Here is a 20428-nt window from a genome sequence, read left to right as displayed (position 1 = left end):
TGCCGCAGTCAGCTGCGGAAAAAGCTGGTTCAATTGTGCCGTGGCACATCATCGGGTGTAATCGCCAGATCAGACAGGCGTTTGCGCAAAGTATTGCGATTGATGCCCAGTATCTGGGCTGCGCGCAACTGGTTGCCGCCGGTCTGTCCAAGAACCTTGAGGAACAAGGGCCGTTCAAAGGCAGCCAGAGCAGCGTCATAGACGGTGCCTGGCGGCGGTGCATTCATGGCCATCCAGTGATCGACCGCGACGGAAAAATCGGGCGATGAACCGGTTGCAGAGACTTCCGCCGATGAACTTGGTGTGCCCTCGGCCGGGGCAAGCAGTGGCTCGATTGCCGAGGCATCAATCGTCTCTTCCCGCGCCAGCAGGGCAAGCCGATAAATGAAATTGCGCAGTTCCCGCACGTTACCGCGCCAAGGCAGGCGTGACAGCAGATCGGCGCCCGCTTGCGCCAATTGGCGGCGGGGCAACCCTTCGGCTGCGGCCTTGGCCAGAAAGTGGCGCGAAAGTGCGGGAATATCATCAGCCCGTTCGCGCAACGGCGGCAATTCGATGGGGACGACGGCGAGCCGATAATAGAGGTCTTCGCGGAACGTGCCTGCGGCAATCATCGGTAGCAGATCGCGGTTAGTGGCGGCCACAATGCGGCAATCGACCTTGATTTCGTCGCGCCCACCGACGCGGCGGATGCGGCCTGATTGCAAGGCGCGCAACAGGCGGGTCTGCGCCTGCATTGGCATGTCGCCGATTTCATCAAGGAAAAGCGTGCCCCCGCTGGCCTGTTCGAACTTGCCGATGGAACGGGCAACCGCGCCGGTGAAGGCCCCGCGCTCATGGCCGAACAATTCGCTTTCGATTAGTTCAGCAGGAATTGCGGCAGTATTTACGGCAACGAATGGCCCAGTCCGGCGGTTGCCCAGCTGGTGGATCGCTTCGGCCACGAGTTCCTTGCCAGTGCCGGATTCGCCGAGGATCAGCACGGTCAGATCATTGCGCAGGACGCGCGTGATCATGCGGTAGACCGCCTGCATGGCTGCGCTCCGGCCGACCAGCGGAAGGCCCTGTGGCACATCCTGGGGTTCGTCCGGCTCATTCGCTTCGGCCTTTCCAATGGCCTGCGTGACAGTGCGGATCAGTTCTTCGAGATCGAACGGCTTGGGAAAGTATTCGAACGCGCCGGTTTCACTCGCGCGCACGGCAGTGTCGAGAGTGTTCTGAGCCGACAGGATAATGATCGGCAGCGAAGGATGTGCCGACAGCACTGGCCCCAGCGTTTCGATGCCATCGCCATCGGTCAGCATCACATCAGTGAGCAGCAGGCGATAAGTGTTTCCGGCAAGAAAGCGGTCTCGCCCGGCAATGGAATCACAGTGATCCACCGCAAAGCCTTCGGCCTCCAACGCGGCGGTTATTACAAGGGCAATCGAAGCATCATCCTCGACCAGAAGCACCCGCTTGGTCATGTTTGCGCGGCCCCTTGCTGCACCGAACCTGCGACTGGCAGATGAATGCGGAAGTGCGTGAGACCCTTGGCCTCGTCACGATCATGCGTGATACGGCCATTCATTTCCCGCACGAGCTTTTGCACAAGCGCCAAACCAAGGCCCTGCCCGTTCTTCTTGCCGGTTACAAAGGGTTCGAAGATGTGATCGCGCAAATTGGGATCTATGCCCGGCCCGTTGTCGGTCACACGCAGTTCAATCGGTAGGCGAAGTGGCTTGCCCCCCGGCCCTGCGTGCAGCTGAATGCCGCTGGCAAAGCGCGTGCGCACCGTGATGCATGGCGCGCCTTCGTGTTGGCACGCTTCACGCGCATTGCTCATCAGGTTGAGCAGGACTTGCACCAGCGAATCGGGATTTGCCATGATCGGGGGGAGCGAGGGATCGAACTCCTCCTCGATCGCCAAGGATGAGGGATGAGCCGCCGTGAGAACGGCCTGGGCACGGCGCACCGCTTCGTGCAAGTTGCATGGCTGCGCAGGTTCGGCGCTGCGGCGCGAGAGCGACTGCATCTGATCGATCAGTTTGGCTATGCGATCAACCTCGGCGGTGATCAGGCTGGTCATCGCGCGGTCGCGCTCTGACAGTTTGCGATCGAGCAACTGTGCCGCACCGCGAATGCCGGCGAGCGGGTTCTTGATTTCATGCGCCAGCACTTCGGGTGCGCGCAGCGCCACGCCTTCTCCGCCCCCTGCCCCGCTGCCATCGCCGGTCAGCGCTTCAACGCCGACGCCTTCGTGCAGCATCAGCAATTGCCATCCGGGGCAGTGGGTAATCGGGCTGGTCATAACATCGAACCGGCGCGGGGGCTGCCCCATGATGCGCACGCGCGCACCGCGTGCGAAAAGCTGCGCTTCGCCATCGGCCAGACGCCCGAGAATCAGCGGCTCTTCAAAATCAAACAGCTCGGCGACGGACTTTCCGACAATGCGGCGATAGCTTTGGCCCATGAGCTGTTCTGCGGCAGGATTGACGGTGGCCACGATCAGATCGGGATCAAGCTGCAGCAGTGCCAGTGGCAGGCTGGCGACAACGCGTTTCGGATCAGGTTTCTGGCCCGGTTCGGACCGCCGCCAATCAGGAAGCGCAATCATGCAGCCGCGCGCTGCCTATCAGCTTCTTCGGTTAGCAGCTGATGCTCGATGGCCTTGCCATAGAAATCGGCAAGGCTGGCCAGCACGGCCTTGGGATCATCTATGAAGTTGACCTTATTGCGGAAATCGGCCGAACCGTGCAGGCCTTTGGTGTACCAGCCTAAATGTTTGCGCGCCATGTTGACGCCGGTTACCGTGCCATAGTGTTCCTGCATGGCGTGGTAGTGCTCCACAATCAGCGCGTATTGTTCGAGCAAGGTCGGATCGGCCAGACGCTCCCCGGAGTTCAGCCAGTGCATGATCTGGCCGAGCAGCCAAGGGCGGCCATAGGAGCCGCGCCCAATCATTACGCCATCAGCGCCGCTTTGGTCCACAGCCGCGGCCACGTCTTCGATGCTGCATATATCGCCATTGACGATAACCGGTATCGAAACTGCATCCTTGACCCGGCGCACGAAGGCCCAGTCGGCAGTGCCCTTGTACAGCTGGTTGCGGGTGCGACCGTGGACGGTGATCATTTTGGCGCCGAGGTCTTGCGCGATGCGGGCGAGTTCCGGGGCGTTCAGGCTATCGTGGCACCAGCCCATGCGCATTTTCACGGTTACGGGCACATTCACTGCCTTTACCGTGGCCGCGATCAGCCGGGTGGCGAGCGGAATATCGCGCATCAGCGCCGAGCCGGCATCGCCGTTCACAACTTTGCGCACCGGGCAGCCCATATTGATATCGATGATGGCCGCGCCCTTGTCTTCCGACAGCTTGGCAGCTTCGGCCATCTGATCGGGTTCGCAGCCGACAAGCTGCATCGACACCGGCTCTTCAATCGGGTGCCAAGCCGCTTTCTGGATCGACTGGCGCGTTTCGCGGATGGCCGCGGGGCTGGCGATCATTTCGGTTACGTTCAAGCCAGACCCGAAGCGGCGCACGATGGTGCGGAACGGCAAATCTGAAACGCCGGTCATCGGTGCCAGCACGACCGGACAATCGACGGTGACGGGGCCGACCTGAATGGGCTTAAGCTTGGGCGCAACGGGAACTTCGGACATGGACGGTGATCTGCCTAAAAAACAGGCAGCGCATAGTCGATTGCGGATGACACGGCAAGGCTGTTGCTCCGGGCGGGCAAGCGCTGGTAGAGGCGCGGGGAATGGTCGCTTCCTCTTCTTCAGAAACCGCCCCAGCTATCGGAAACGAACGCCGGGCTGCACCGGCTGCTGCAATTGTTGTTGCGGCAGGCAAAGGCCTGCGCACCGGCGGCGCGGTGCCGAAGCAATTTGTGATCTGGCGGGGCAAGCCGCTCGTGCGCCATTCGGTGGAGGCCTTGATTGCGGCAGGGCTGGCACCTGTTGTGGTCGCGATCCCCGAAGATTGGCGCGATGTAGCGTCGCAGGCCCTGAGCGGGCTTGCCGAAGTGCGGCTGATCGCAGGCGGGGCAACGCGGCAGGATTCTGTTCTCGCAGCACTGGAAGCTCTGGTGGAAGACGCACCGGCGAAAGTGCTGATCCATGATGCTGCTCGCCCGGGGTTACCACGCGCGGTGATTGCCCGCCTGATCGATGCGCTGGATACAGGTGTGGCCGCGATCCCGGTGCTGCCGGTGGTGGACAGCGTGGTGCGCGGCGATGCGGGAGCAATGCTCCATCCTGTATCGCGTGACGAGTTGTATCGGGTGCAGACGCCGCAGGCCTTTGCGTTTGCTGAAATCCTGACTGCGCATCGTGCCTGGCCCGGCGAGCGCAATGCCGGAGACGATGCGCAAGTGGCCAGTGCCGTAGGCCATAAGGTCTTGCTGGTCGAAGGTGATGAGGGTTTGCGCAAGGTGACTTTCGCGGCTGATCTGGAGGAACACGATATGAGCGGTCACGTGCGCACCGGAATGGGGTTTGATGTGCACCGTCTATCCGAAGGTGAAGAGTTGTGGCTGTGCGGCGTGCAGATTCCGCATCACAAGGGTCTGGCGGGCCATTCCGATGCCGATGTAGCCATTCACGCGCTGGTCGATGCACTGCTGGGCGCGATTGCAGCAGGAGACATCGGTGATCACTTCCCCCCGTCCGACCCGCAATGGAAAGGAGCCTCGTCCGACCGCTTTTTGGCGCACGCTGCGGGCCTTGTGCGCGCCGCTGGATTCGAGATCGGCAATGTCGATGTGACGGTGATCTGCGAAGCTCCGAAGATCGGGCCACACAAGCTGGCCATGCGCACGGTGCTCGCCCGGATTCTCGGGATTGACACCGGCGTGGTATCGGTGAAGGCGACGACGACAGAGCGCTTGGGAACAACCGGGCGGGGTGAAGGTATAGCGGCGCAAGCGGTGGCCACTGTTATTCGCACTACGATCGCATCTGTTGGCCAAAACCGATAACGTGTTCAGGAGCATTTTGCAGATGACAGCGTTTCGATCCACATGTGTTGCCGCAGCCGCCTTGGCGCTGGTTCAGGGGCAATTGGCGCAAGCAGCGACGGCAGGTGCGGCCTGCGTGAGCGAAGCGGAAGTGGCCGGGCTTGTATCGTTTGCGCTGCCATCGGCGCTGGATGGCGCGATGAGGGGCTGCAAGCCGCATCTTGCGCCCAACGGTTATTTCGCCACAAGCGGTGACGCGTTTCAGAAGCGCTATGCCGAACGCAAGGATGCCAACTGGCCGATGGCCAAGGCTGCGTTCCTGAAGATAGGCGCAGGCAAGGATGCCAAGAAGACCGATGTTTTCGCAAAGCTTCCTGATGATGCCGTAAAGCCGTTTGTCGAGGCTATGGTCACCGAAATGGTGGGCAGCGAGATCAAATCAAAGGAGTGCAAGGCGATAGAGCGTGGCGTGCGCCTGCTGGCGCCGCTGCCGCCCGAAAATACTGCCGAGCTGATCAGCTTTGTTCTTGCCATGGCTGTAAGCGGGAGGAGCGGAAAAACCGCATCGCTCGAAATCTGCAAAGCAGCGGATTGACCCGATGGACAGCGTTCTTCCTACAGTTATTGGCGATCTGGCGCGCCGGGTCATTGAAGAAAATGCCGCGATCGGTCGCAAGGTGGCGGTGGCGGAAAGCTGCACCGGAGGGCTGGTTGCGGCGGCGTTGACCGAAGTGCCCGGCAGTTCTGCGGTGCTGGACCGGGGCTTTGTAACCTATTCGAACGAGGCCAAGCACGAAATGCTGGGCGTGTCGGAAGATCTGATCGATACGTTTGGCGCGGTGTCTATTGCGGTGGCGTGGTCAATGGCACAGGGGGCTTTGCGTAAATCGGGCGCGGATGTGGCCGTGGCGATTACGGGCGTGGCCGGGCCTGATGGCGGTTCCGACCAGAAGCCGGTGGGAACTGTGGTGTTTGCTTGTGCCAAGCGCGGCGAAGATCCTGAAGAAACGAATGCCGAACTCAAGCTGTTCGACACGGCTACGACCCGTGCCGATGTGCGGCTTCAGGCGACGTTGACCGCGCTGGAACTGCTGCTGCCGTAAAGCTGTTCGGCACGTTTCTCGAAAGCGGCGACCATCTTGCGGAAGGCAGCGTCGATGTACTGTCCGGCCAGCCTTTCGAAAATGGCGTTGCGAAACGTGAAATCCACTGTGAAACCGATGGTACACCCGCCATCGGCATTGGGGGTGAAGGTCCAATCGTTCTCAAGCCGCTTCAGCGGGCCGTCGATATATTCGACCTTGATTTCTGATGGCCTGACCTTGTGAACGCGCGAGGTAAACTTTTCGCGCAGAGCGCTGAAGCCGACCAGCATGTCGGCAATCATCTCGTCTTCGGAATCCGACTTGATCCGCGTGCCGACAACCCACGGGAGGAATTCGGCATAGCGGCGCACATCAGCGACCAGATCGAACATCTGTTCTGCCGACCATTGCAGCGTGCGGGTTTCAACGATGCGGGGCAAGCTCAGCCCTGCACTTCAGCTTTCCGCGCCTGCTTTGCGAGCTGCTCATCGCGGGCAGCGCGCATGGCGCGGAAATCATCGCCCGCGTGATAGCTTGAGCGAGTGAGCGGGGTGGCGGCAACTTGCAGAAAGCCCTTGGCACGGGCGATTGCGCCATAGGCTTCGAACGCTTTGGGCATGACGAATTCTATGACTTTGGCGTGCTTGGGCGTGGGTTGCAGGTATTGGCCCATCGTCAGGAAATCGATCTGGGCCGAGCGCATATCGTCCATCACCTGATGCACTTCGAGCCGCTCTTCCCCCAGCCCGAGCATCACGCCCGACTTGGTGAAAATGCGCGGGTTGTGGCGCTTGACCTGTTCGAGCAGCCGAAGTGAAGCGTAATAGCGCGCGCCGGGGCGGATCGTGGGATAGAGGCGGGGCACGGTTTCGAGGTTGTGATTGTACACATCCGGTCCGGCATCGACGATGGCTTCGATCGCCGATTCCGCTTTGTTGCGGAAATCGGGTGTGAGGATTTCGATCGTGGTGTCTGGCGTCATTTCGCGCAGAGCGTGGATCACTTTTACGAAGTGGCCCGCGCCACCATCGGGCAGATCATCGCGGTCAACCGAGGTGATGACGATGTGTTCAAGGCCCAGCTTGGCGGCGGCGGTGGCCACGTTCAGCGGTTCCATGGGATCGACCGCGCGGGGCATCCCGGTCTTCACGTTGCAGAACGCGCAGGCGCGGGTGCAGACATCGCCTAGAATCATCACAGTGGCGTGCTTCTTGGTCCAGCATTCGCCGATGTTCGGGCAGGCCGCTTCTTCGCAAACGGTGTTCAGTCCGAGTTCGCGCATCAGAGCGCGCGTTTCGCCATAGCCCTTGCTGGTGGGCGCTTTGACACGGATCCAGTCCGGCTTGCGCTGGCGTTCGGGGCGGGTGTTTTGAGCCAGATCGTTCATTCCGTCCAGATAGGCTGTTCCGACGGCACTTGAAAGACCCTATCGTTGCGGCCATTAGCACAGGGTATGACCCAAAAAACGCCAGAACTTGAACACCTGCTTGCAGGATACCGCCGCTTCCGGGAGACCGGGTGGAACCGCAGGCTGGATCGCTGGCGGGCGCTGAGCGAAGGGCAAGAACCGCGCGTGATGGTGATTGCCTGCTCTGACAGCCGAGTCGACCCAGCGCAGATATTCGATGTTGATCCGGGCGAGATTTTTGTGGTGCGTAATGTGGCCGCGATGGTGCCACCCTTTGAAACCGCGCCGGGTCACCATGGTGTTTCGGCCGCTTTGGAATTTGCAGTGCAAGTTCTGAAAGTGAAGGAAGTCATGGTCATGGGCCATGGCATGTGCGGCGGCTGCAAGGCGGCTTTGACGCAGAGCCTCAAAGGCACGGCACGCGGAGACGGCGGGTTCGTCACCGACTGGATCGCGTTGCTTGACGATGTGCGCGAGGAAGTGGTGCGCGAGCATGGCACACAGGGCCGCGCGGCAGAACAGGCCATGGAGTTTGCAGGGGTGCGGCAGAGCATCGCAAACTTGCGGACGTTTCCGTTCGTGCAGCGCAAGGAGCAGAGCGGCGAGTTGCAGCTGCGCGGTGCATTCTTTTCGATATCGGACGGCTTGCTGCATGTCCTAGACAAGCAGACCGGGGAGTTTGCCCCAGCGATCTAAGGGTAGCGCAAACACCCCCGCACAAGCGGTTTTACGAAAAAGGGCGGCCCCATGGGACCGCCCTTTCCTCTTTGGTACTTGAAAGTCGTGTTCAGGGGCGGCCCTGCGTTGTTGCAAAGGCAGACCAGAGACGCGCAAGTGCGGCCCGCTGACCGGTTACCTGTGCGAAGCTAGCCTTGGCTTCTTCAAACTTGTCCTGATCGACCTGCGCGATGCCAAGGCGCGTGAGTGCGCGGTCCTTGTCGATGGCGCCCTTTTCGATCGCCATCTTGTACATTTCCTCAGCTTTCGCCGGTTCGTCGTACGAGAGATAGGCATCAGCCATGGCAAGCGCGCTCTTGCCGTCCTTGCCGGCGCGGGCTTCGCGATCCAGGATTGGGAGCGACGCCTTGTCAGCTGCGATACGTCCCTTTGCCTGTGACAGCGCATCAGACACGAAGGCATCGCTGGCTTTCAGCACGCCTGCCTTAACGCCCATTTCGGCAACCTTAAGCACTTCGCCCGGAAGGCGGCGCGGGTCTGCCGCTTCGATGTATTCGACGTACTCGCGTTCGACGTACTTGGGATCGTTCTGGAACCCGCCAGAGCGCAGCAGCAGACGGCCAAGATCAACCGATTCCTGATTGGTGAACTGGCCGAATTCTCGCACCAGTTGCGATGCGCCAAGCCAATTAAGGGCCGTCGGGTTTGCCTCCACCATCAGCGTCGACCATTCAATTGCCTGCGGCCCAAGGCGGTTCTTGTAGGCAATCAGGTTGGCGCGCTTGAACCATCCTTCAGGGACCACGCCGCCTGCTGCCTTGCGCGCTTCAAGAGCAGACTTGAGCGCGGCGAGCGCTTCGGGATTCTGGCCCTGCTGCGAGTAGGAATCGGCCAGCAGTTCGGCTGCCGTATCATCCTTGTAGTTTGCAGCCACGACAGCGCTCAATGCCTTGATCGCTATTGGATAATCCTTGTTCGAATAGGCGAAGTTGCCGAGGTAGAACTGATACTCGGTCACGTTGGCGGCAGGCACCTGTCCGCTGTCGAGCATGTTCTGAATGCCGCGCTGGCGCATGGCAACATCGTTGAGCGCGCCGCCGATGCTGACAGCCCAACCACCAGAGGCCATACGATCAAGCGGGGTTTTGATCGCTGCTTCTGCGGCGGCCAGTTCTGCCGGAGCATTGGCCAGCAGAGCCTGTTGTGCAGCGGCATCAGCACCCTTCTTTCGCGCTTCTTCATAGGCCGTCACAGTCTTCTGGATTGGGCCTGCTGCTGCAACGAATTCCTTGGAATAGCTTGCCTTTTCGGCCTTTGCTTCCTTTTCCTTGGCGAAGGCAGCAGTGCTGCCGGTCGTCAGCGCGCCGGAAGACAAGGCAATGGCCAGCGCCGTCTTGCCGATCATGCTGCCCGTAATACGCTTGAAAGTAGCACGCATAGAATTGCTCTCCTGTTCGACCGGAGGCGGAGCCGCCGGGCATTTATGCCCTGAGCTCTCGCATCCATAGTCCTCTTACCTCTGGGCTGTTCCGCTAGTGGCGCGGAAAAATCCCCTTTGCAACGGTTTGTGCGCTATCCTTGTTGCGCTGAACGCGGATTGAATGACGCCTCGTCCGAATATTCATGCATCTTGTCGCAAGTGTGGAAAACCGCCGGGTTTCAGGGTCGATCCGGGCGGGATTGCTGGCCTTGGCGGGGCATTAGGTCTAGGGCCATATTTCACCATTTGTCATGATAACGAAAAGCGGTTCCCGTGAGCGACGACACCACCATTATCGATCCCCCCAGCCCCTTCCCCGAAGGTGAGTTCCAGCGGATCGACATCGTCGATGAGATGAAGACCAGCTATCTCGATTACGCGATGAGCGTGATCGTGAGCCGCGCCCTGCCCGATGTGCGCGATGGTTTGAAGCCGGTGCACCGCCGCATCTTGTGGACCAGCCACGAAAACGGGTTCGTCTCGACCAAGGCCTATCGCAAGTCCGCCCGTATCGTCGGCGATTGCATGGGCAAATATCACCCGCATGGCGACAGCGCGATCTATGACGCACTGGCGCGCATGACGCAGGACTGGTCGATGCGGCTGCCGCTGATCGACGGCCAGGGCAACTTCGGATCGATGGACCCCGATCCGCCGGCTTCGATGCGTTATACCGAAGCGCGTCTGGCGAAGGTTGCGGATTCGCTGCTGGCCGATATCGACAAGGACACGGTCGATTTCACGCCGAACTATGATGGTTCGGAGCATGAGCCTTCTGTTCTGCCCGCACGCTTCCCCAATCTGCTGGTCAACGGCGCGGGCGGCATTGCGGTGGGCATGGCGACGAACATTCCGCCGCACAATCTTGGCGAAGTGATCGACGGTTGCCTTGCCTACATGGAAAATCCGCTGATTACGGTGGATGAACTGATCCAGATCATCCCTGCACCGGACTTTCCCACCGCTCCGTTGATCCTTGGCACGGCAGGTGCGCGCAAGGCCTATCACGAGGGCCGCGGATCAATCATTATGCGCGCGCGGCACATCATCGAGGAAAGCCGGGGTGACCGGCGATCAATCGTGCTGACCAGCATGCCCTATCAGGTCGGCAAGAACGGTCTGGTAGAAAAGATTGCCGAGGCCGCGAAGGACAAGCGGATCGAAGGCATTTCGGATATCCGCGATGAATCAAGCCGCGAAGGCGTGCGCGTGGTCATCGACCTCAAGCGCGATGCAACGCCCGAGGTGGTGCTGAACCAGTTGTGGCGCAATACGCCCGCGCAATCGAGTTTCCCGGCGAATATGCTGGCCATTCGTGGCGGGCGGCCCGAGGTGCTCAACCTCAAGGACATTATCGAGGCCTTCGTTCGCTTCCGCGAAGAAGTCATCACCCGCCGCACCAAGTTTGAGCTGAACAAGGCGCGGGACCGCGCCCATATTCTGCTCGGGCTGGTTGTGGCTGTCACCAATCTTGACGAAGTGGTGCGGATCATTCGCGGATCGCCCAACCCGGCGGTGGCGCGCGAAGCGCTGATCACGCGCGAATGGCCGATGGGGGACATTGCCCCTTATATCAAGCTGGTGGAAGCCATTGAGGATATCGGTTCGGCCGAATCCGCCACCTATCGCCTGTCCGAAGTGCAGGTTCGCGCCATTCTTGACCTGCGCTTGCATCGCCTTACTGCTTTGGGGCGCGACGAGATTGGCGACGAGCTTGAAGGTCTTGCCAAGACGATTGCAGCTTTGCTGGAGATCCTGGCAGACCGGGTGAAGCTGTTTGCCGTGATGCGCGAAGAACTGGTGGCTGTGCGCCAGGCATTCGCCACGCCGCGCCGTTCGGAAATCACCGCGCCTGCTGATGGTATCGAGGACGAGGACCTGATCGAGCGCGAGGACATGGTCGTCACGATCACGCTCGACGGCTATATCAAGCGCACTCCGCTCTCCACCTTTCGCGCGCAGAACCGGGGCGGCAAGGGCCGAAGCGGCATGGCGACGAAGGAAGAGGATGCCGTGGCGACGATGTTCGTCACCAGCACACACACGCCGGTGTTGTTCTTCTCCACCGCGGGCAAGGTTTATCGCCTGAAAGTGTGGCGCCTGCCCGAAGGCGGACCGACCACGCGTGGACGCCCGGTGGTCAACCTCCTGCCCGCGCTCGACAAGGACGAGACCATCGCCACTGTGCTGCCGCTGCCCGAAGATGAGGCGGAATGGGGTAAGCTCTCTGTTGTATTCGCTACGGCCAAGGGCAACGTGCGCCGCAATTCGATGGACGCCTTTGCGAATATCCCGACCAACGGGAAGTTTGCGATGAAGTTCGAATCCGACGATGATGGTGCGCCGAGCGATGACCGTCTGATCGGCGTTGCGCTGCTGGAGCCGAGCGATGATGTGCTGCTGGCCACACGGTCAGGCAAGGCAATCCGCTTTGCAGGGGACGAAGTGCGCGAGTTTACCAGTCGCACATCCACCGGGGTGCGCGGCATGACGCTGAAGGGCGATGACGAGGTCATCTCGCTGTCAATCTTGCACCGCGTGGGCGCATCGCCTGAAGAGCGTGAGGATTATATCCGCTTCGCCCCGTGGAAGGGCGAGAAGGAAGGCGAGCCGACCACACCGCCAGCGCGCATGGCCGAACTGGCTGAGCGTGAGCAGTTCATCCTGACCGTCTGTGCCAATGGCTATGGCAAGCTGTCGTCGGCTTATGAATATCGGCGGACGGGCCGTGGTGGTCAGGGCATCACCAACATCGACAATATCGGCCGCAATGGCCCGGTCGTAGCCAGCTTCCCGGCGAGCCAGGCCGACCAGTTGATGCTGGTGACCGATCAGGCCAAGCTGATCCGCCTGCCGCTGACCACGCTTCGTGTTATCGGGCGCGGCAGTGCCGGTGTGCGCCTGTTCAACGTTTCGGGCGGCGAACATGTGGTGAGCGCGGTGCGTCTGGCCGAGGAAGAGGCTGTGGACGAGATCGCAGCAGCACCTGTGACGGATGAAGCTGTTGCGCCGGATGAGGAGGGTTCGGCGGAATGAGTGATCTTCCGCTCACCGCCTACAAAGTGCTGACGGGTGCGGAGATGGTGCAGCTTGAGGCCGAGGGTGTGTTCAAGGGCGCGCCCATCGATCTGACCGATGGCTACATTCACCTGTCGACCGAAGCACAGTTGACCGAGACGGTGGACAAGCACTTTGCGGGCCAAGATGACCTGCACGTGGTAGCCGTCGATCTGACCGTGCTGGGCGATGCGGTGAAGTGGGAGCCTTCGCGCGGGGGGCAGCTGTTTCCGCATATTTACGCCGATCTGCCGCTGGACGCTACGCTGGCCTATGGGCCGCTGGAGCGCGATGACACCGGGCAGGTCAAACTGCCGGTTGCGGGGTAGCTTGCACCGTAGACGGTCTTGCCGCAGCGGCGCGGCGATGCCAAGGGCGGCAGCATGACGCATCAGGTACACATCATCGGCGGAGGAATGGCCGGCAGCGAAGCGGCGTGGCAGTTGGCCCGGCGCGGCATTCGCGTGCGGCTTTCGGAAATGCGCGGGGGTGGCGATACGACCGCCGCTCATAACAGCGACGGATTGGCCGAACTGGTCTGCTCCAACTCGTTCAGGTCGGACGATGACGAGAAGAACGCAGTTGGCCTGCTGCATTATGAAATGCGCCAATGCGACAGCCTGTTGATGGCGGCGGCGGCCAAGGCGCGCGTTCCGGCGGGATCGGCGCTTGCGGTGGACCGCGATGTATTTTCCGCAGAGGTTGAGGCAGCGCTGCGCGCGCAGCCGACGCTGGAGATTGTGCGCGAGCGGGTGGATGTGCTGCCATCGGACGGGCTGACGATCGTGGCGACGGGGCCGCTGACCGCGCCATCGCTGGCCACCAGCATCGGGGCAGCGACCGGGGCCGATAGCCTTGCTTTTTTCGATGCGATTGCGCCGATCGTCTATCGTGAATCGATCAATATGGACGTGGCGTGGATGGCTTCGCGCTGGGACAAAGGGGCCGAAGCCTCGCTCGAAATGGGCGGAGATGGGCGCGATTACATCAATTGCCCGATGACCAAGGAGCAGTACTTCGCCTTTCACGAAGAGCTGCTGGCGGGCGAGAAGACCGAGTTCAAGGAGTGGGAGGCCAACACGCCTTACTTCGATGGCTGCATGCCGGTTGAAGTCATGGCGTCACGCGGGGTGGAGACGCTGCGGTTTGGGCCGATGAAGCCGGTGGGCCTCGACAATCCGCATTGGGCTACGGCTGAACACCCCAGTGGGCGGTGGCCCTATGCCGTGGTGCAATTGCGGCAGGATAACAAGCTGGGCACGCTGTGGAACATAGTGGGTTTTCAGACCAAGCTGAAGCATGCCGAGCAAGTGCGCGTGTTCCGCACGATTCCGGGGCTGGAGCAGGCGGAGTTTGCACGGCTGGGCGGGCTGCACCGCAACACTTTCCTCAATGCACCGACGCTGCTTGACCGCCAGTTGCGGCTGAAATCCGCGCCGCATATTCGCTTTGCAGGACAGATCACTGGGTGTGAAGGGTATGTGGAAAGCGGATCGGTGGGGATGCTCGCCGGGCTTATGGCCGCTGCGCAAATTGCCGGGCGGGACTGGACCCCTCCCCCGCGCACGACCGCGCTAGGCGCGCTGCTGGCGCATATCACCGGAGATGCCGAAGCGGAGAGCTATCAGCCGATGAACGTGAACTTCGGCCTGTTTCCGCCGCTGCACGATGTGAAGAAGAAGGCGCGCAAGGAGGCTTATACTGAGCGGGCGAAGGTGGACATGGCAGCATGGGTTGGTGGTTTGTGAGGGGGTAACAGACCCTCCCCCAACCCCTGCCGCTTGCGGGAGGGGAGTCACTTGCAGGAACACTTTGGTTTGGGCTTATCCTTCGGCCGGGTGGTGGCGAATTCTTCGCGCGTCAGGAACAGGTTGGCGTCGGCATCGGCGGTCTTGAACTTGTCGACCGTGGCAAAGGCCCATTCTTCGAAAGTCAGCAGGTTGTTGCCGTCCTGATCAAGCTTGCGAAAGGCCTTGGCGCGCTGGCTGAGCATTTCAGTGCGGCTGATGCGGTTGTCGCGGTCCTTGTCGACCAAGTTGAAGCGGCGCGTTTCCTTCCCGACGCCGGTTGCCTCGGGTGGGGCGGCACCCATCAGGCCTTCGACGTCGGCGCTGGGCAAATCCTCCGGCTCTTCCTCGGGCGCTTCGGCCACGGGCAGCACAGGCGCTTCAAAAGCGGTTTGAGCACGGCCCTGCCACCAGAAGATACCCGCAGCTACGAGCATGAGAGCCGCAAGCCCGCCCAGCAATCCGCGAATCATGATCCCGTGCGCTCCATAATGGAGGCAAGCTAGGCCTTGGCGCAGAACGTGGCAGCGCAAGATGACACCGCTTTGGCAGGACCTTGCGCCGCGGTTCAACGCCCCAACACACCGGCACGAACGATCCGCGCCATATCGGCAAACGGTGTTGGCTTGCCGCCACGCGCATCGCCAAGAGCAAACGCGCGCAGAACGGCAAGCGGCCGCATGGCGCGTGGCATGGGGGTGGGTAAAGGGGTTGCTGCATGGGGGGCGTGAACATGCGCTGCGGCGGCGCGAACCGTTTCAAGCCTGCCTGCACCAAGCAGACTTGCCAAGGCCATGTACGCATCGGTCCGCGCGGTGGCAAGTTCTTGCCCTCCATCATCGCCCACAATCTGCGCTTCCCAGCCATTGACAAGGCCGACAAGTGCCTGATGCTGCCCCTGCCAGGTGCGAAGATGGGCAAGTACGGGTTCGCTGACCGGCCACCGGGCGGCATCTTCCAAAAGCCGGTCACGCCACCAAGCAAGGCGCAATTGCACCATCAGTGGATCGCGTCCGGGTCGTGCCGCGTCTGCCAGTCGTTGCTCAAGCAAAAGCAGTGCAGCCCACGGACCACGCGCATGCCGTGGTGCATAGGCCAGAGCGAGGCGATTGCGAGGGGTCAGTTCGTCGCCCGAGGCCACGTCTTCAATCTGCATAGCTGGCGACCTTGCGTTTCGCGTTGATGCAGCGCCGTTACCGCACGATAGGCCATCGGGAAATCGTGAAAAGCAACTTGGCGAACGCCGCAACCGGCCAATTGATTTGGAGAGGCAAATGCGCCACGGTGATCGTCTAACTGGTTAATTGTTAACCAATCTGCTTTTGCGTAGAATTAAGTAAATACCGCTATTCGGCAGGCATGCCTATTGCGTATTCGCCAGCATCCAGACGGTTGTTAACCGTACTCGCCTCCATCAGGTGGGTTGCGAATGCGTTTGCTTCTCTGAGGCGCGATCAGAGTGGCAACGTGTTGATGATATTTGCCTTTTCTGTTGTTCCTTTGCTCGCTCTGGTGGGTTCGAGCATTGATATGGGGCGGGCCTATATCATCGAATCGCGCTTGCAGCAGGCCTGCGACGCAGGGGTACTTGGCGCCCGAAAAGAACTAGGTGCGATCAGCAATTTCAATGTTGATACAGACGGTGGCACAGTTGCTGGCAAGGGTAATCGCTTTTTCAACGCGAACTTTGGCGACGGCATATACAATTCGTTTGATCGGGATTTCCGGTTGGAAATCGGCGACGGCAATACGATCACCGGCGTTGCTTCAGTCGTTTTGCCTACCGATATCATGCAGTTCTTTGGCAAAGACCAGATCGATGTCTCGGTAACCTGCAAAGCCGAACTCACCGTGCCCAACACCGATATCGTGATGGCTCTCGACGTGACCGGATCGATGGCAGAAAGCAATCCCGACGACACCAACCCTCGTATCTCGGTGCTCAAGACCGTGGTCAAAGATTTTTTTGCGACCATGGAGGCAACACGGCAGCCCGAAAGCCGCATTCGTTATGGCTTTGTGCCTTATTCAACCAATGTGAACGTTGGTTCGCTGTTGAAGGACGAGTGGGTCGTTCCCGAGTGGTCGTACCCTTCGCGCACCCTGATCGGCTCGAATAAAACCGGCGGAACTTACAGCTATTTCAGCGCTCTCTCTCCGGTTTCGGGCAGCAATACCACAAAAAGCAGCACCTTTGCAGCGACCGTAGGCGCGGGCGGAGCGCTGGTGTGCAATAAGCCTGCTGATACGTTAACGCTCAACACTGTTCTTGAATCCACCACGACAGAGGCGGTAACCGAACCCGCTGGTACGCGCACAATCAGCAAATATCTGCGCACACGCAATGGCAGCACCTATAATGTCAGCCTTTCCGGCAATACCTGCACTCTTTCGACCACGACTTACACACAATTTGTCGACACCTACCGCTACATAACCGAACCAACGGTCGGCACAGGCACGTCCTGGCGATACAGGGATGTCAATCGCGACACGTCAGATTGGAGAACGGCCTCGAACGGCTGCATCGAGGAACGCTCCACCTATGAGATTGACGATTATGACAACGTCGATCTTGGCCGTGCGTTCGATCTCGACATCGATCGGGTCCCGACTTTCGGCGATCCCGACACACAATGGCGGCCGATGTATCCGTCCCTGATATATGAGCGGGCCCGGCTGTGGAACGGCACAGGCAATTTCACGACGGCAACGGTCGTCACCAACGACGAATATCTGGCGCCGGGCATTGCAGGCTTTGCTGCATGCCCCACTCCATCGCGCAAGTTGCAGGTTTGGAGCCAGAGTGACTTTGACACCTATATCGATGGCCTTGTCGCTTCGGGCAGCACCTATCACGATATCGGCATGGTCTGGGCCGCCCGCCTGCTTTCGCCTACCGGACTGTTTGCTGCAGAAAATGCGGACGTATCGCCCAAGAAACGCACCACGCGGCACCTGATATTCCTGACCGACGGTCAGACTTCGTCGCTCGACATCAGCTATTCCTCTTATGGCGTTGAACCAATTGCGCAGCGGCGTTGGAGTCCGGCGTCTTCGCTGACCCTGACAGGTACGATCGAGAAACGGTTTTCCTTCGCTTGCGAGCAGGCAAAGAAGAAAAACATGAAGGTCTGGTTCATTGCGTTTGGCACCGAACTGAACCCGGTCATGACAAACTGCGCGGGCGAAGGCTATTATTTCAAGGCTTCCAATGCCGCAGAACTGGATCAGGCATTCAAGAAAATCGCCAAGTCGATCGGCGACCTCAGGCTGTCACTATGACAGGGCTGCCATCCAAGGCATCGCTGCATATAGCGCAAGACGGTGTGGCCGCAGTCGAATTTGCTCTGGTGGCGCCAGTGCTGGCGGTGGTCCTGATGGGACTGTTCGATTTGGGTTACACCGTTTATGCCAATACCATGCTGCAAGGTGCCATGCAGCGGGCGGCGCGTGCTGCAACTGTGGAAGGCGCTGCGAACCTTTTGACCAAGATCGACAAGCGCGTGGAAACCGAAATCAAACGCGTGGTTCCCGATGCCAAGTTGACGTTCTCGAGAAAAGCATACGCAAACTTCTCAGCCGTTGGCGTCCCCGAGGACTTTAGCGACGCGAATACCAATGGCACCTGCGATGATGGCGAAGCCTTTGAAGACGCCAACGGCAACAGCACCTGGGATCAAGACCGCGGCGCTGCAGGCCTTGGCGGCGCACGTGATGCAGTGCTCTATTCGGTATCGATGACGTATACCCGCAAGTTCCCGATGGCATCGCTGGTGGGCATGTCTGAAACGGTCACCAATCAGGCTGTTACCGTTCTGCGCAATCAGCCCTATGATCTGCAGAAAAGTGTCGCCAAGGTGGGGAATTGCACATGAGAAACCTGGTGGCGCGCCTTGCGCGGGAGGCATCGGGGCTGGCCGCAGTGGAAATGGCGCTAGGTCTGCCGGTCGTTCTCATGCTTGGCCTTTGGGGCGCAGAGCTGGGCAATCTTGCCATCACGCACATGCGGATCAGCCAGCTTGCCATGCAGCTTGCCGACAATGGTTCGCGCATCGGCGACGTGTCGCTGCTGGAGAATCTGAGCATCTACGAAAGCGATATCAACGATATTCTGAAAGGGGCCGCCATCCAGTCTGGCAATCTGGGCCTGTTCAAACATGGCCGCGTAGTGATCAGCAGTCTGGAAGTTGTGCCCGGAACCACGGACCGGCAGTATATCCATTGGCAACGCTGCAAGGGCAGGTTGGCGTTTCAATCGGATTACGGCCCGGAGGGAACGGGCCTTGATGGCTCGCTAGTGGGAATGGGCCCGCCCGGCGATGAAGTGACAGCTGCCGAAGGCGATGCGGTGATCTTTATCGAGATCGAATATATGTATCAACCGATTGTCAGCCAGCGATTCGTGCCCGATGCGATGGTGCGAACGATTGCCACGTTCAACGTGCGCGACGATCGCGACCTTTCACAGATTTACCAGCGCAATCCGGCCCTGCCCGATCCTGTGGCCCGTTGCACGAAATTCGACGATGATGTCTGACATGAAAAAGGAGCGCCGATTGGTTCGGCGCTCCTTTTTCTATGGCTGCGGCTGCTGCGCAATTCAGCGATAGCAGACCTGTCGCACGGCGGCTGCGACTTTGGCTGAATTGATCAGGGCCAACTTTTCAAGGTTGGCTGCATAAGGCAGCGGCACGTCTTCGTTGCAGACGCGCAGGACTGGGGCATCGAGGTGGTCGAAGCCCTCTTCCATGCAGATCGCGATAATTTCTGACGCGATCGAGCAGACCGGAAAGCCCTCTTCTGCCACGACCAGACGGTTGGTCTTGGCCAGCGAGGCCAGCACGGTAGCCTTGTCCAGCGGACGCAACGTGCGCAGATCGATCACTTCGGCATCGATCCCTTCGGCAGCAAGCGTTTCTGCCGCTTCGAGCGCAAAGCCCACGCCGATGGAGTACGAAACGATGGTCACGTCCTTGCCCGGACGAACGATGCGGGCCTTGCCGATAGGCAGGACGAAATCATCAATCGCAGGCACATCGAACGTGCGACCATATACCAGTTCATTTTCCAAGAACACGACCGGGTCTTCACTTCGGATCGCTGCGCGCAGCAGGCCTTTGGCATCGGCACTGTCATATGGCGCGATGACAACGACGCCCGGAACGCTGGCGTACCATGGACCGTAGTTCTGCGAATGCTGCGCACCGACGCGGCTGGCCGCACCGTTGGGGCCACGAAACACAATCGGGCAGCGCATCTGGCCACCGGACATGTAGTTGGTCTTCGCAGCCGAGTTGATGATGTGATCAATCGCCTGCATCGCGAAGTTGAAGGTCATGAACTCGATGATCGGGCGAAGGCCGCCCATCGCCGCGCCAGCACCGATCCCGGCAAAGCCATATTCGGTGATGGGCGTATCGATCACGCGCTGTGGCCCGAATTCTTCGAGCAGGCCTTGCGTGACTTTGTAGGCGCCCTGGTATTCGGCGACTTCCTCGCCCATCACAAAAACGCGATCATCGACGCGCATTTCCTCGGCCATGGCATCACGCAGCGCTTCGCGAACCGTGGTGGGGACCATCGTGGTTCCGGCGGGCAGTGCGGGATCGGCAGCGGGCTTTGCATCGGTCTTGGGGGCGATTGCCGCAGCAGCCTTGGCTTTGGCATCTAGGCCAACCGGCGCAACGCTGGCGGGTGCCGCCTCGGCGACTGCAGGTGCTGGTGGTGCAGCAGAAGCGGCAGCGTCATCATCGCCCTTGATCGTAGCGATCACAGTGCCGACTTTTACGCCTTCAGTGCCTTCGGTGACGAGGATTTCGCCAATCACGCCCTCGTCGATGGCTTCGAATTCCATCGTTGCTTTGTCGGTTTCGATTTCGGCAATGATATCGCCGGATTTCACTTCATCGCCAGCCTTGACCAGCCATTTGGCAAGCGTGCCCTCTTCCATCGTAGGGGAGAGAGCGGGCATCTTCAGTTCGATAGCCATC

19 protein-coding genes are annotated in these 20428 nt (G+C 60.2%); 10 read left to right on the top strand and 9 right to left on the bottom strand.

Annotated elements, in window-relative coordinates; genetic code table 11:
- Positions 1-29 precede the first annotated feature (29 nt).
- Genes AC2A1F_RS05855 through dusB form a run of 3 tightly spaced genes read right to left on the bottom strand, consistent with a single transcriptional unit; the run spans position 30 to position 3642 of the window.
- Positions 30-1466, bottom strand: a complete 1437-nt coding sequence (locus AC2A1F_RS05855) for a sigma-54-dependent transcriptional regulator (RefSeq protein ID WP_484207795.1) — start codon at positions 1464-1466, stop codon at positions 30-32.
- The gene (locus AC2A1F_RS05850) at positions 1463-2596 is read right to left on the bottom strand and encodes a two-component system sensor histidine kinase NtrB (RefSeq protein ID WP_484207794.1); all 1134 of its coding nucleotides are present in this window, start codon (positions 2594-2596) and stop codon (positions 1463-1465) included. The genes AC2A1F_RS05855 and AC2A1F_RS05850 overlap by 4 nt, the downstream gene beginning before the upstream one ends.
- Complete coding sequence (gene dusB, locus AC2A1F_RS05845; RefSeq protein ID WP_484207793.1) at positions 2593-3642, bottom strand: tRNA dihydrouridine synthase DusB; 1050 nt, start codon at positions 3640-3642, stop codon at positions 2593-2595. Before dusB ends, AC2A1F_RS05850 begins: the two co-directional genes overlap by 4 nt.
- A gap of 101 nt (positions 3643-3743) precedes the next feature.
- On the opposite strand from dusB, the gene AC2A1F_RS05840 reads away from it, so the two are divergent.
- The 3 genes from AC2A1F_RS05840 to AC2A1F_RS05830 are packed head-to-tail and all read left to right on the top strand — an operon-like array spanning position 3744 to position 6043.
- The gene (locus AC2A1F_RS05840) at positions 3744-4961 is read left to right on the top strand and encodes a bifunctional 2-C-methyl-D-erythritol 4-phosphate cytidylyltransferase/2-C-methyl-D-erythritol 2,4-cyclodiphosphate synthase (RefSeq protein WP_484207792.1); all 1218 of its coding nucleotides are present in this window, start codon (positions 3744-3746) and stop codon (positions 4959-4961) included.
- Between the two features lie 22 nt (positions 4962-4983).
- On the top strand, positions 4984-5535 hold the full coding sequence (locus tag AC2A1F_RS05835) for a hypothetical protein (RefSeq protein WP_484207791.1): 552 nt from the start codon (positions 4984-4986) through the stop codon (positions 5533-5535).
- Between the two features lie 4 nt (positions 5536-5539).
- On the top strand, positions 5540-6043 hold the full coding sequence (locus AC2A1F_RS05830; protein ID WP_484207790.1) for a CinA family protein: 504 nt from the start codon (positions 5540-5542) through the stop codon (positions 6041-6043).
- Here AC2A1F_RS05830 and AC2A1F_RS05825 read toward each other — a convergent pair.
- Both AC2A1F_RS05825 and lipA read right to left on the bottom strand, forming a co-directional pair.
- Complete coding sequence (locus AC2A1F_RS05825) at positions 6004-6465, bottom strand: type II toxin-antitoxin system RatA family toxin (protein ID WP_484207789.1); 462 nt, start codon at positions 6463-6465, stop codon at positions 6004-6006. The two genes, AC2A1F_RS05830 and AC2A1F_RS05825, sit on opposite strands and share 40 nt — an antisense overlap.
- A 2-nt stretch (positions 6466-6467) precedes the next feature.
- Positions 6468-7412, bottom strand: a complete 945-nt coding sequence (gene lipA / locus AC2A1F_RS05820; RefSeq protein WP_484207788.1) for a lipoyl synthase — start codon at positions 7410-7412, stop codon at positions 6468-6470.
- A 66-nt stretch (positions 7413-7478) separates the two neighbouring features.
- On the opposite strand from lipA, the gene AC2A1F_RS05815 reads away from it, so the two are divergent.
- A complete protein-coding gene (locus AC2A1F_RS05815; protein WP_484207787.1) occupies positions 7479-8129 on the top strand; it encodes a carbonic anhydrase in 651 nt (216 codons plus the stop codon).
- A 91-nt stretch (positions 8130-8220) separates the two neighbouring features.
- Here AC2A1F_RS05815 and AC2A1F_RS05810 read toward each other — a convergent pair whose 3' ends face one another.
- The gene (locus tag AC2A1F_RS05810) at positions 8221-9549 is read right to left on the bottom strand and encodes a tetratricopeptide repeat protein (RefSeq protein WP_484207786.1); all 1329 of its coding nucleotides are present in this window, start codon (positions 9547-9549) and stop codon (positions 8221-8223) included.
- Positions 9550-9864: 315 nt separating this feature from the next.
- Here AC2A1F_RS05810 and gyrA point away from each other — a divergent pair, with 315 nt between their 5' ends.
- The 3 genes from gyrA to trmFO are packed head-to-tail and all read left to right on the top strand — an operon-like array spanning position 9865 to position 14396.
- Positions 9865-12627: a DNA gyrase subunit A gene (gene gyrA, locus AC2A1F_RS05805; RefSeq protein WP_484207785.1), complete on the top strand. Its 2763-nt coding sequence runs from the start codon at positions 9865-9867 to the stop codon at positions 12625-12627.
- Positions 12624-12977 (top strand): DUF952 domain-containing protein, encoded by a 354-nt coding sequence (locus AC2A1F_RS05800; RefSeq protein ID WP_484207784.1) that lies wholly within the window; start codon positions 12624-12626, stop codon positions 12975-12977. The genes gyrA and AC2A1F_RS05800 overlap by 4 nt, the downstream gene beginning before the upstream one ends.
- Positions 12978-13031: 54 nt before the next feature.
- Positions 13032-14396, top strand: a complete 1365-nt coding sequence (gene trmFO / locus AC2A1F_RS05795; RefSeq protein ID WP_484207783.1) for a methylenetetrahydrofolate--tRNA-(uracil(54)-C(5))-methyltransferase (FADH(2)-oxidizing) TrmFO — start codon at positions 13032-13034, stop codon at positions 14394-14396.
- Between the two features lie 47 nt (positions 14397-14443).
- On the opposite strand, the gene AC2A1F_RS05790 is transcribed toward trmFO, so the two are convergent.
- Positions 14444-14908 (bottom strand): EF-hand domain-containing protein, encoded by a 465-nt coding sequence (locus AC2A1F_RS05790; protein ID WP_484207782.1) that lies wholly within the window; start codon positions 14906-14908, stop codon positions 14444-14446.
- 95 nt (positions 14909-15003) lie between these two features.
- Positions 15004-15591 (bottom strand): hypothetical protein, encoded by a 588-nt coding sequence (locus tag AC2A1F_RS05785; protein WP_484207781.1) that lies wholly within the window; start codon positions 15589-15591, stop codon positions 15004-15006.
- Between the two features lie 317 nt (positions 15592-15908).
- Here AC2A1F_RS05785 and AC2A1F_RS05780 point away from each other — a divergent pair, with 317 nt between their 5' ends.
- The 3 genes from AC2A1F_RS05780 to AC2A1F_RS05770 are packed head-to-tail and all read left to right on the top strand — an operon-like array spanning position 15909 to position 18975.
- On the top strand, positions 15909-17720 hold the full coding sequence (locus tag AC2A1F_RS05780) for a Tad domain-containing protein (protein ID WP_484208179.1): 1812 nt from the start codon (positions 15909-15911) through the stop codon (positions 17718-17720).
- Positions 17717-18313 (top strand): TadE/TadG family type IV pilus assembly protein, encoded by a 597-nt coding sequence (locus AC2A1F_RS05775; RefSeq protein WP_484207780.1) that lies wholly within the window; start codon positions 17717-17719, stop codon positions 18311-18313. Before AC2A1F_RS05780 ends, AC2A1F_RS05775 begins: the two co-directional genes overlap by 4 nt.
- Positions 18310-18975 carry a TadE/TadG family type IV pilus assembly protein gene (locus AC2A1F_RS05770; protein WP_484207779.1) on the top strand — a complete coding sequence of 222 codons (666 nt, stop codon included), beginning with the start codon at positions 18310-18312 and terminating at the stop codon, positions 18973-18975. The genes AC2A1F_RS05775 and AC2A1F_RS05770 overlap by 4 nt, the downstream gene beginning before the upstream one ends.
- 63 nt (positions 18976-19038) lie before the next feature.
- On the opposite strand, the gene AC2A1F_RS05765 is transcribed toward AC2A1F_RS05770, so the two are convergent.
- On the bottom strand, positions 19039-20427 hold the full coding sequence (locus AC2A1F_RS05765) for a pyruvate dehydrogenase complex E1 component subunit beta (RefSeq protein ID WP_484207778.1): 1389 nt from the start codon (positions 20425-20427) through the stop codon (positions 19039-19041).
- Position 20428: the final 1 nt, after the last annotated feature.

It is taken from the genome of Novosphingobium sp. HNCC26BN242 (assembly GCF_057180525.1).
The sequence above is the reverse complement of the archived record's forward strand: the minus strand, read 5'-3'. Positions and strand labels throughout refer to the sequence as shown.

Coding starts and splice junctions, on each gene's coding strand:
- AC2A1F_RS05855 (WP_484207795.1), bottom strand. CDS start 1,466: ATGACCAAGCGGGTGCTTCTGGTCGAGGATGATGCTTCGATTGCCCTT.
- AC2A1F_RS05850 (WP_484207794.1), bottom strand. CDS start 2,596: ATGATTGCGCTTCCTGATTGGCGGCGGTCCGAACCGGGCCAGAAACCT.
- dusB (WP_484207793.1), bottom strand. CDS start 3,642: ATGTCCGAAGTTCCCGTTGCGCCCAAGCTTAAGCCCATTCAGGTCGGC.
- AC2A1F_RS05840 (WP_484207792.1), top strand. CDS start 3,744: ATGGTCGCTTCCTCTTCTTCAGAAACCGCCCCAGCTATCGGAAACGAA.
- AC2A1F_RS05835 (WP_484207791.1), top strand. CDS start 4,984: ATGACAGCGTTTCGATCCACATGTGTTGCCGCAGCCGCCTTGGCGCTG.
- AC2A1F_RS05830 (WP_484207790.1), top strand. CDS start 5,540: ATGGACAGCGTTCTTCCTACAGTTATTGGCGATCTGGCGCGCCGGGTC.
- lipA (WP_484207788.1), bottom strand. CDS start 7,412: ATGAACGATCTGGCTCAAAACACCCGCCCCGAACGCCAGCGCAAGCCG.
- AC2A1F_RS05815 (WP_484207787.1), top strand. CDS start 7,479: ATGACCCAAAAAACGCCAGAACTTGAACACCTGCTTGCAGGATACCGC.
- AC2A1F_RS05810 (WP_484207786.1), bottom strand. CDS start 9,549: ATGCGTGCTACTTTCAAGCGTATTACGGGCAGCATGATCGGCAAGACG.
- AC2A1F_RS05800 (WP_484207784.1), top strand. CDS start 12,624: ATGAGTGATCTTCCGCTCACCGCCTACAAAGTGCTGACGGGTGCGGAG.
- trmFO (WP_484207783.1), top strand. CDS start 13,032: ATGACGCATCAGGTACACATCATCGGCGGAGGAATGGCCGGCAGCGAA.
- AC2A1F_RS05790 (WP_484207782.1), bottom strand. CDS start 14,908: ATGATTCGCGGATTGCTGGGCGGGCTTGCGGCTCTCATGCTCGTAGCT.
- AC2A1F_RS05785 (WP_484207781.1), bottom strand. CDS start 15,591: ATGCAGATTGAAGACGTGGCCTCGGGCGACGAACTGACCCCTCGCAAT.
- AC2A1F_RS05780 (WP_484208179.1), top strand. CDS start 15,909: ATGATATTTGCCTTTTCTGTTGTTCCTTTGCTCGCTCTGGTGGGTTCG.
- AC2A1F_RS05775 (WP_484207780.1), top strand. CDS start 17,717: ATGACAGGGCTGCCATCCAAGGCATCGCTGCATATAGCGCAAGACGGT.
- AC2A1F_RS05770 (WP_484207779.1), top strand. CDS start 18,310: ATGAGAAACCTGGTGGCGCGCCTTGCGCGGGAGGCATCGGGGCTGGCC.
- AC2A1F_RS05765 (WP_484207778.1), bottom strand. CDS start 20,427: ATGGCTATCGAACTGAAGATGCCCGCTCTCTCCCCTACGATGGAAGAG.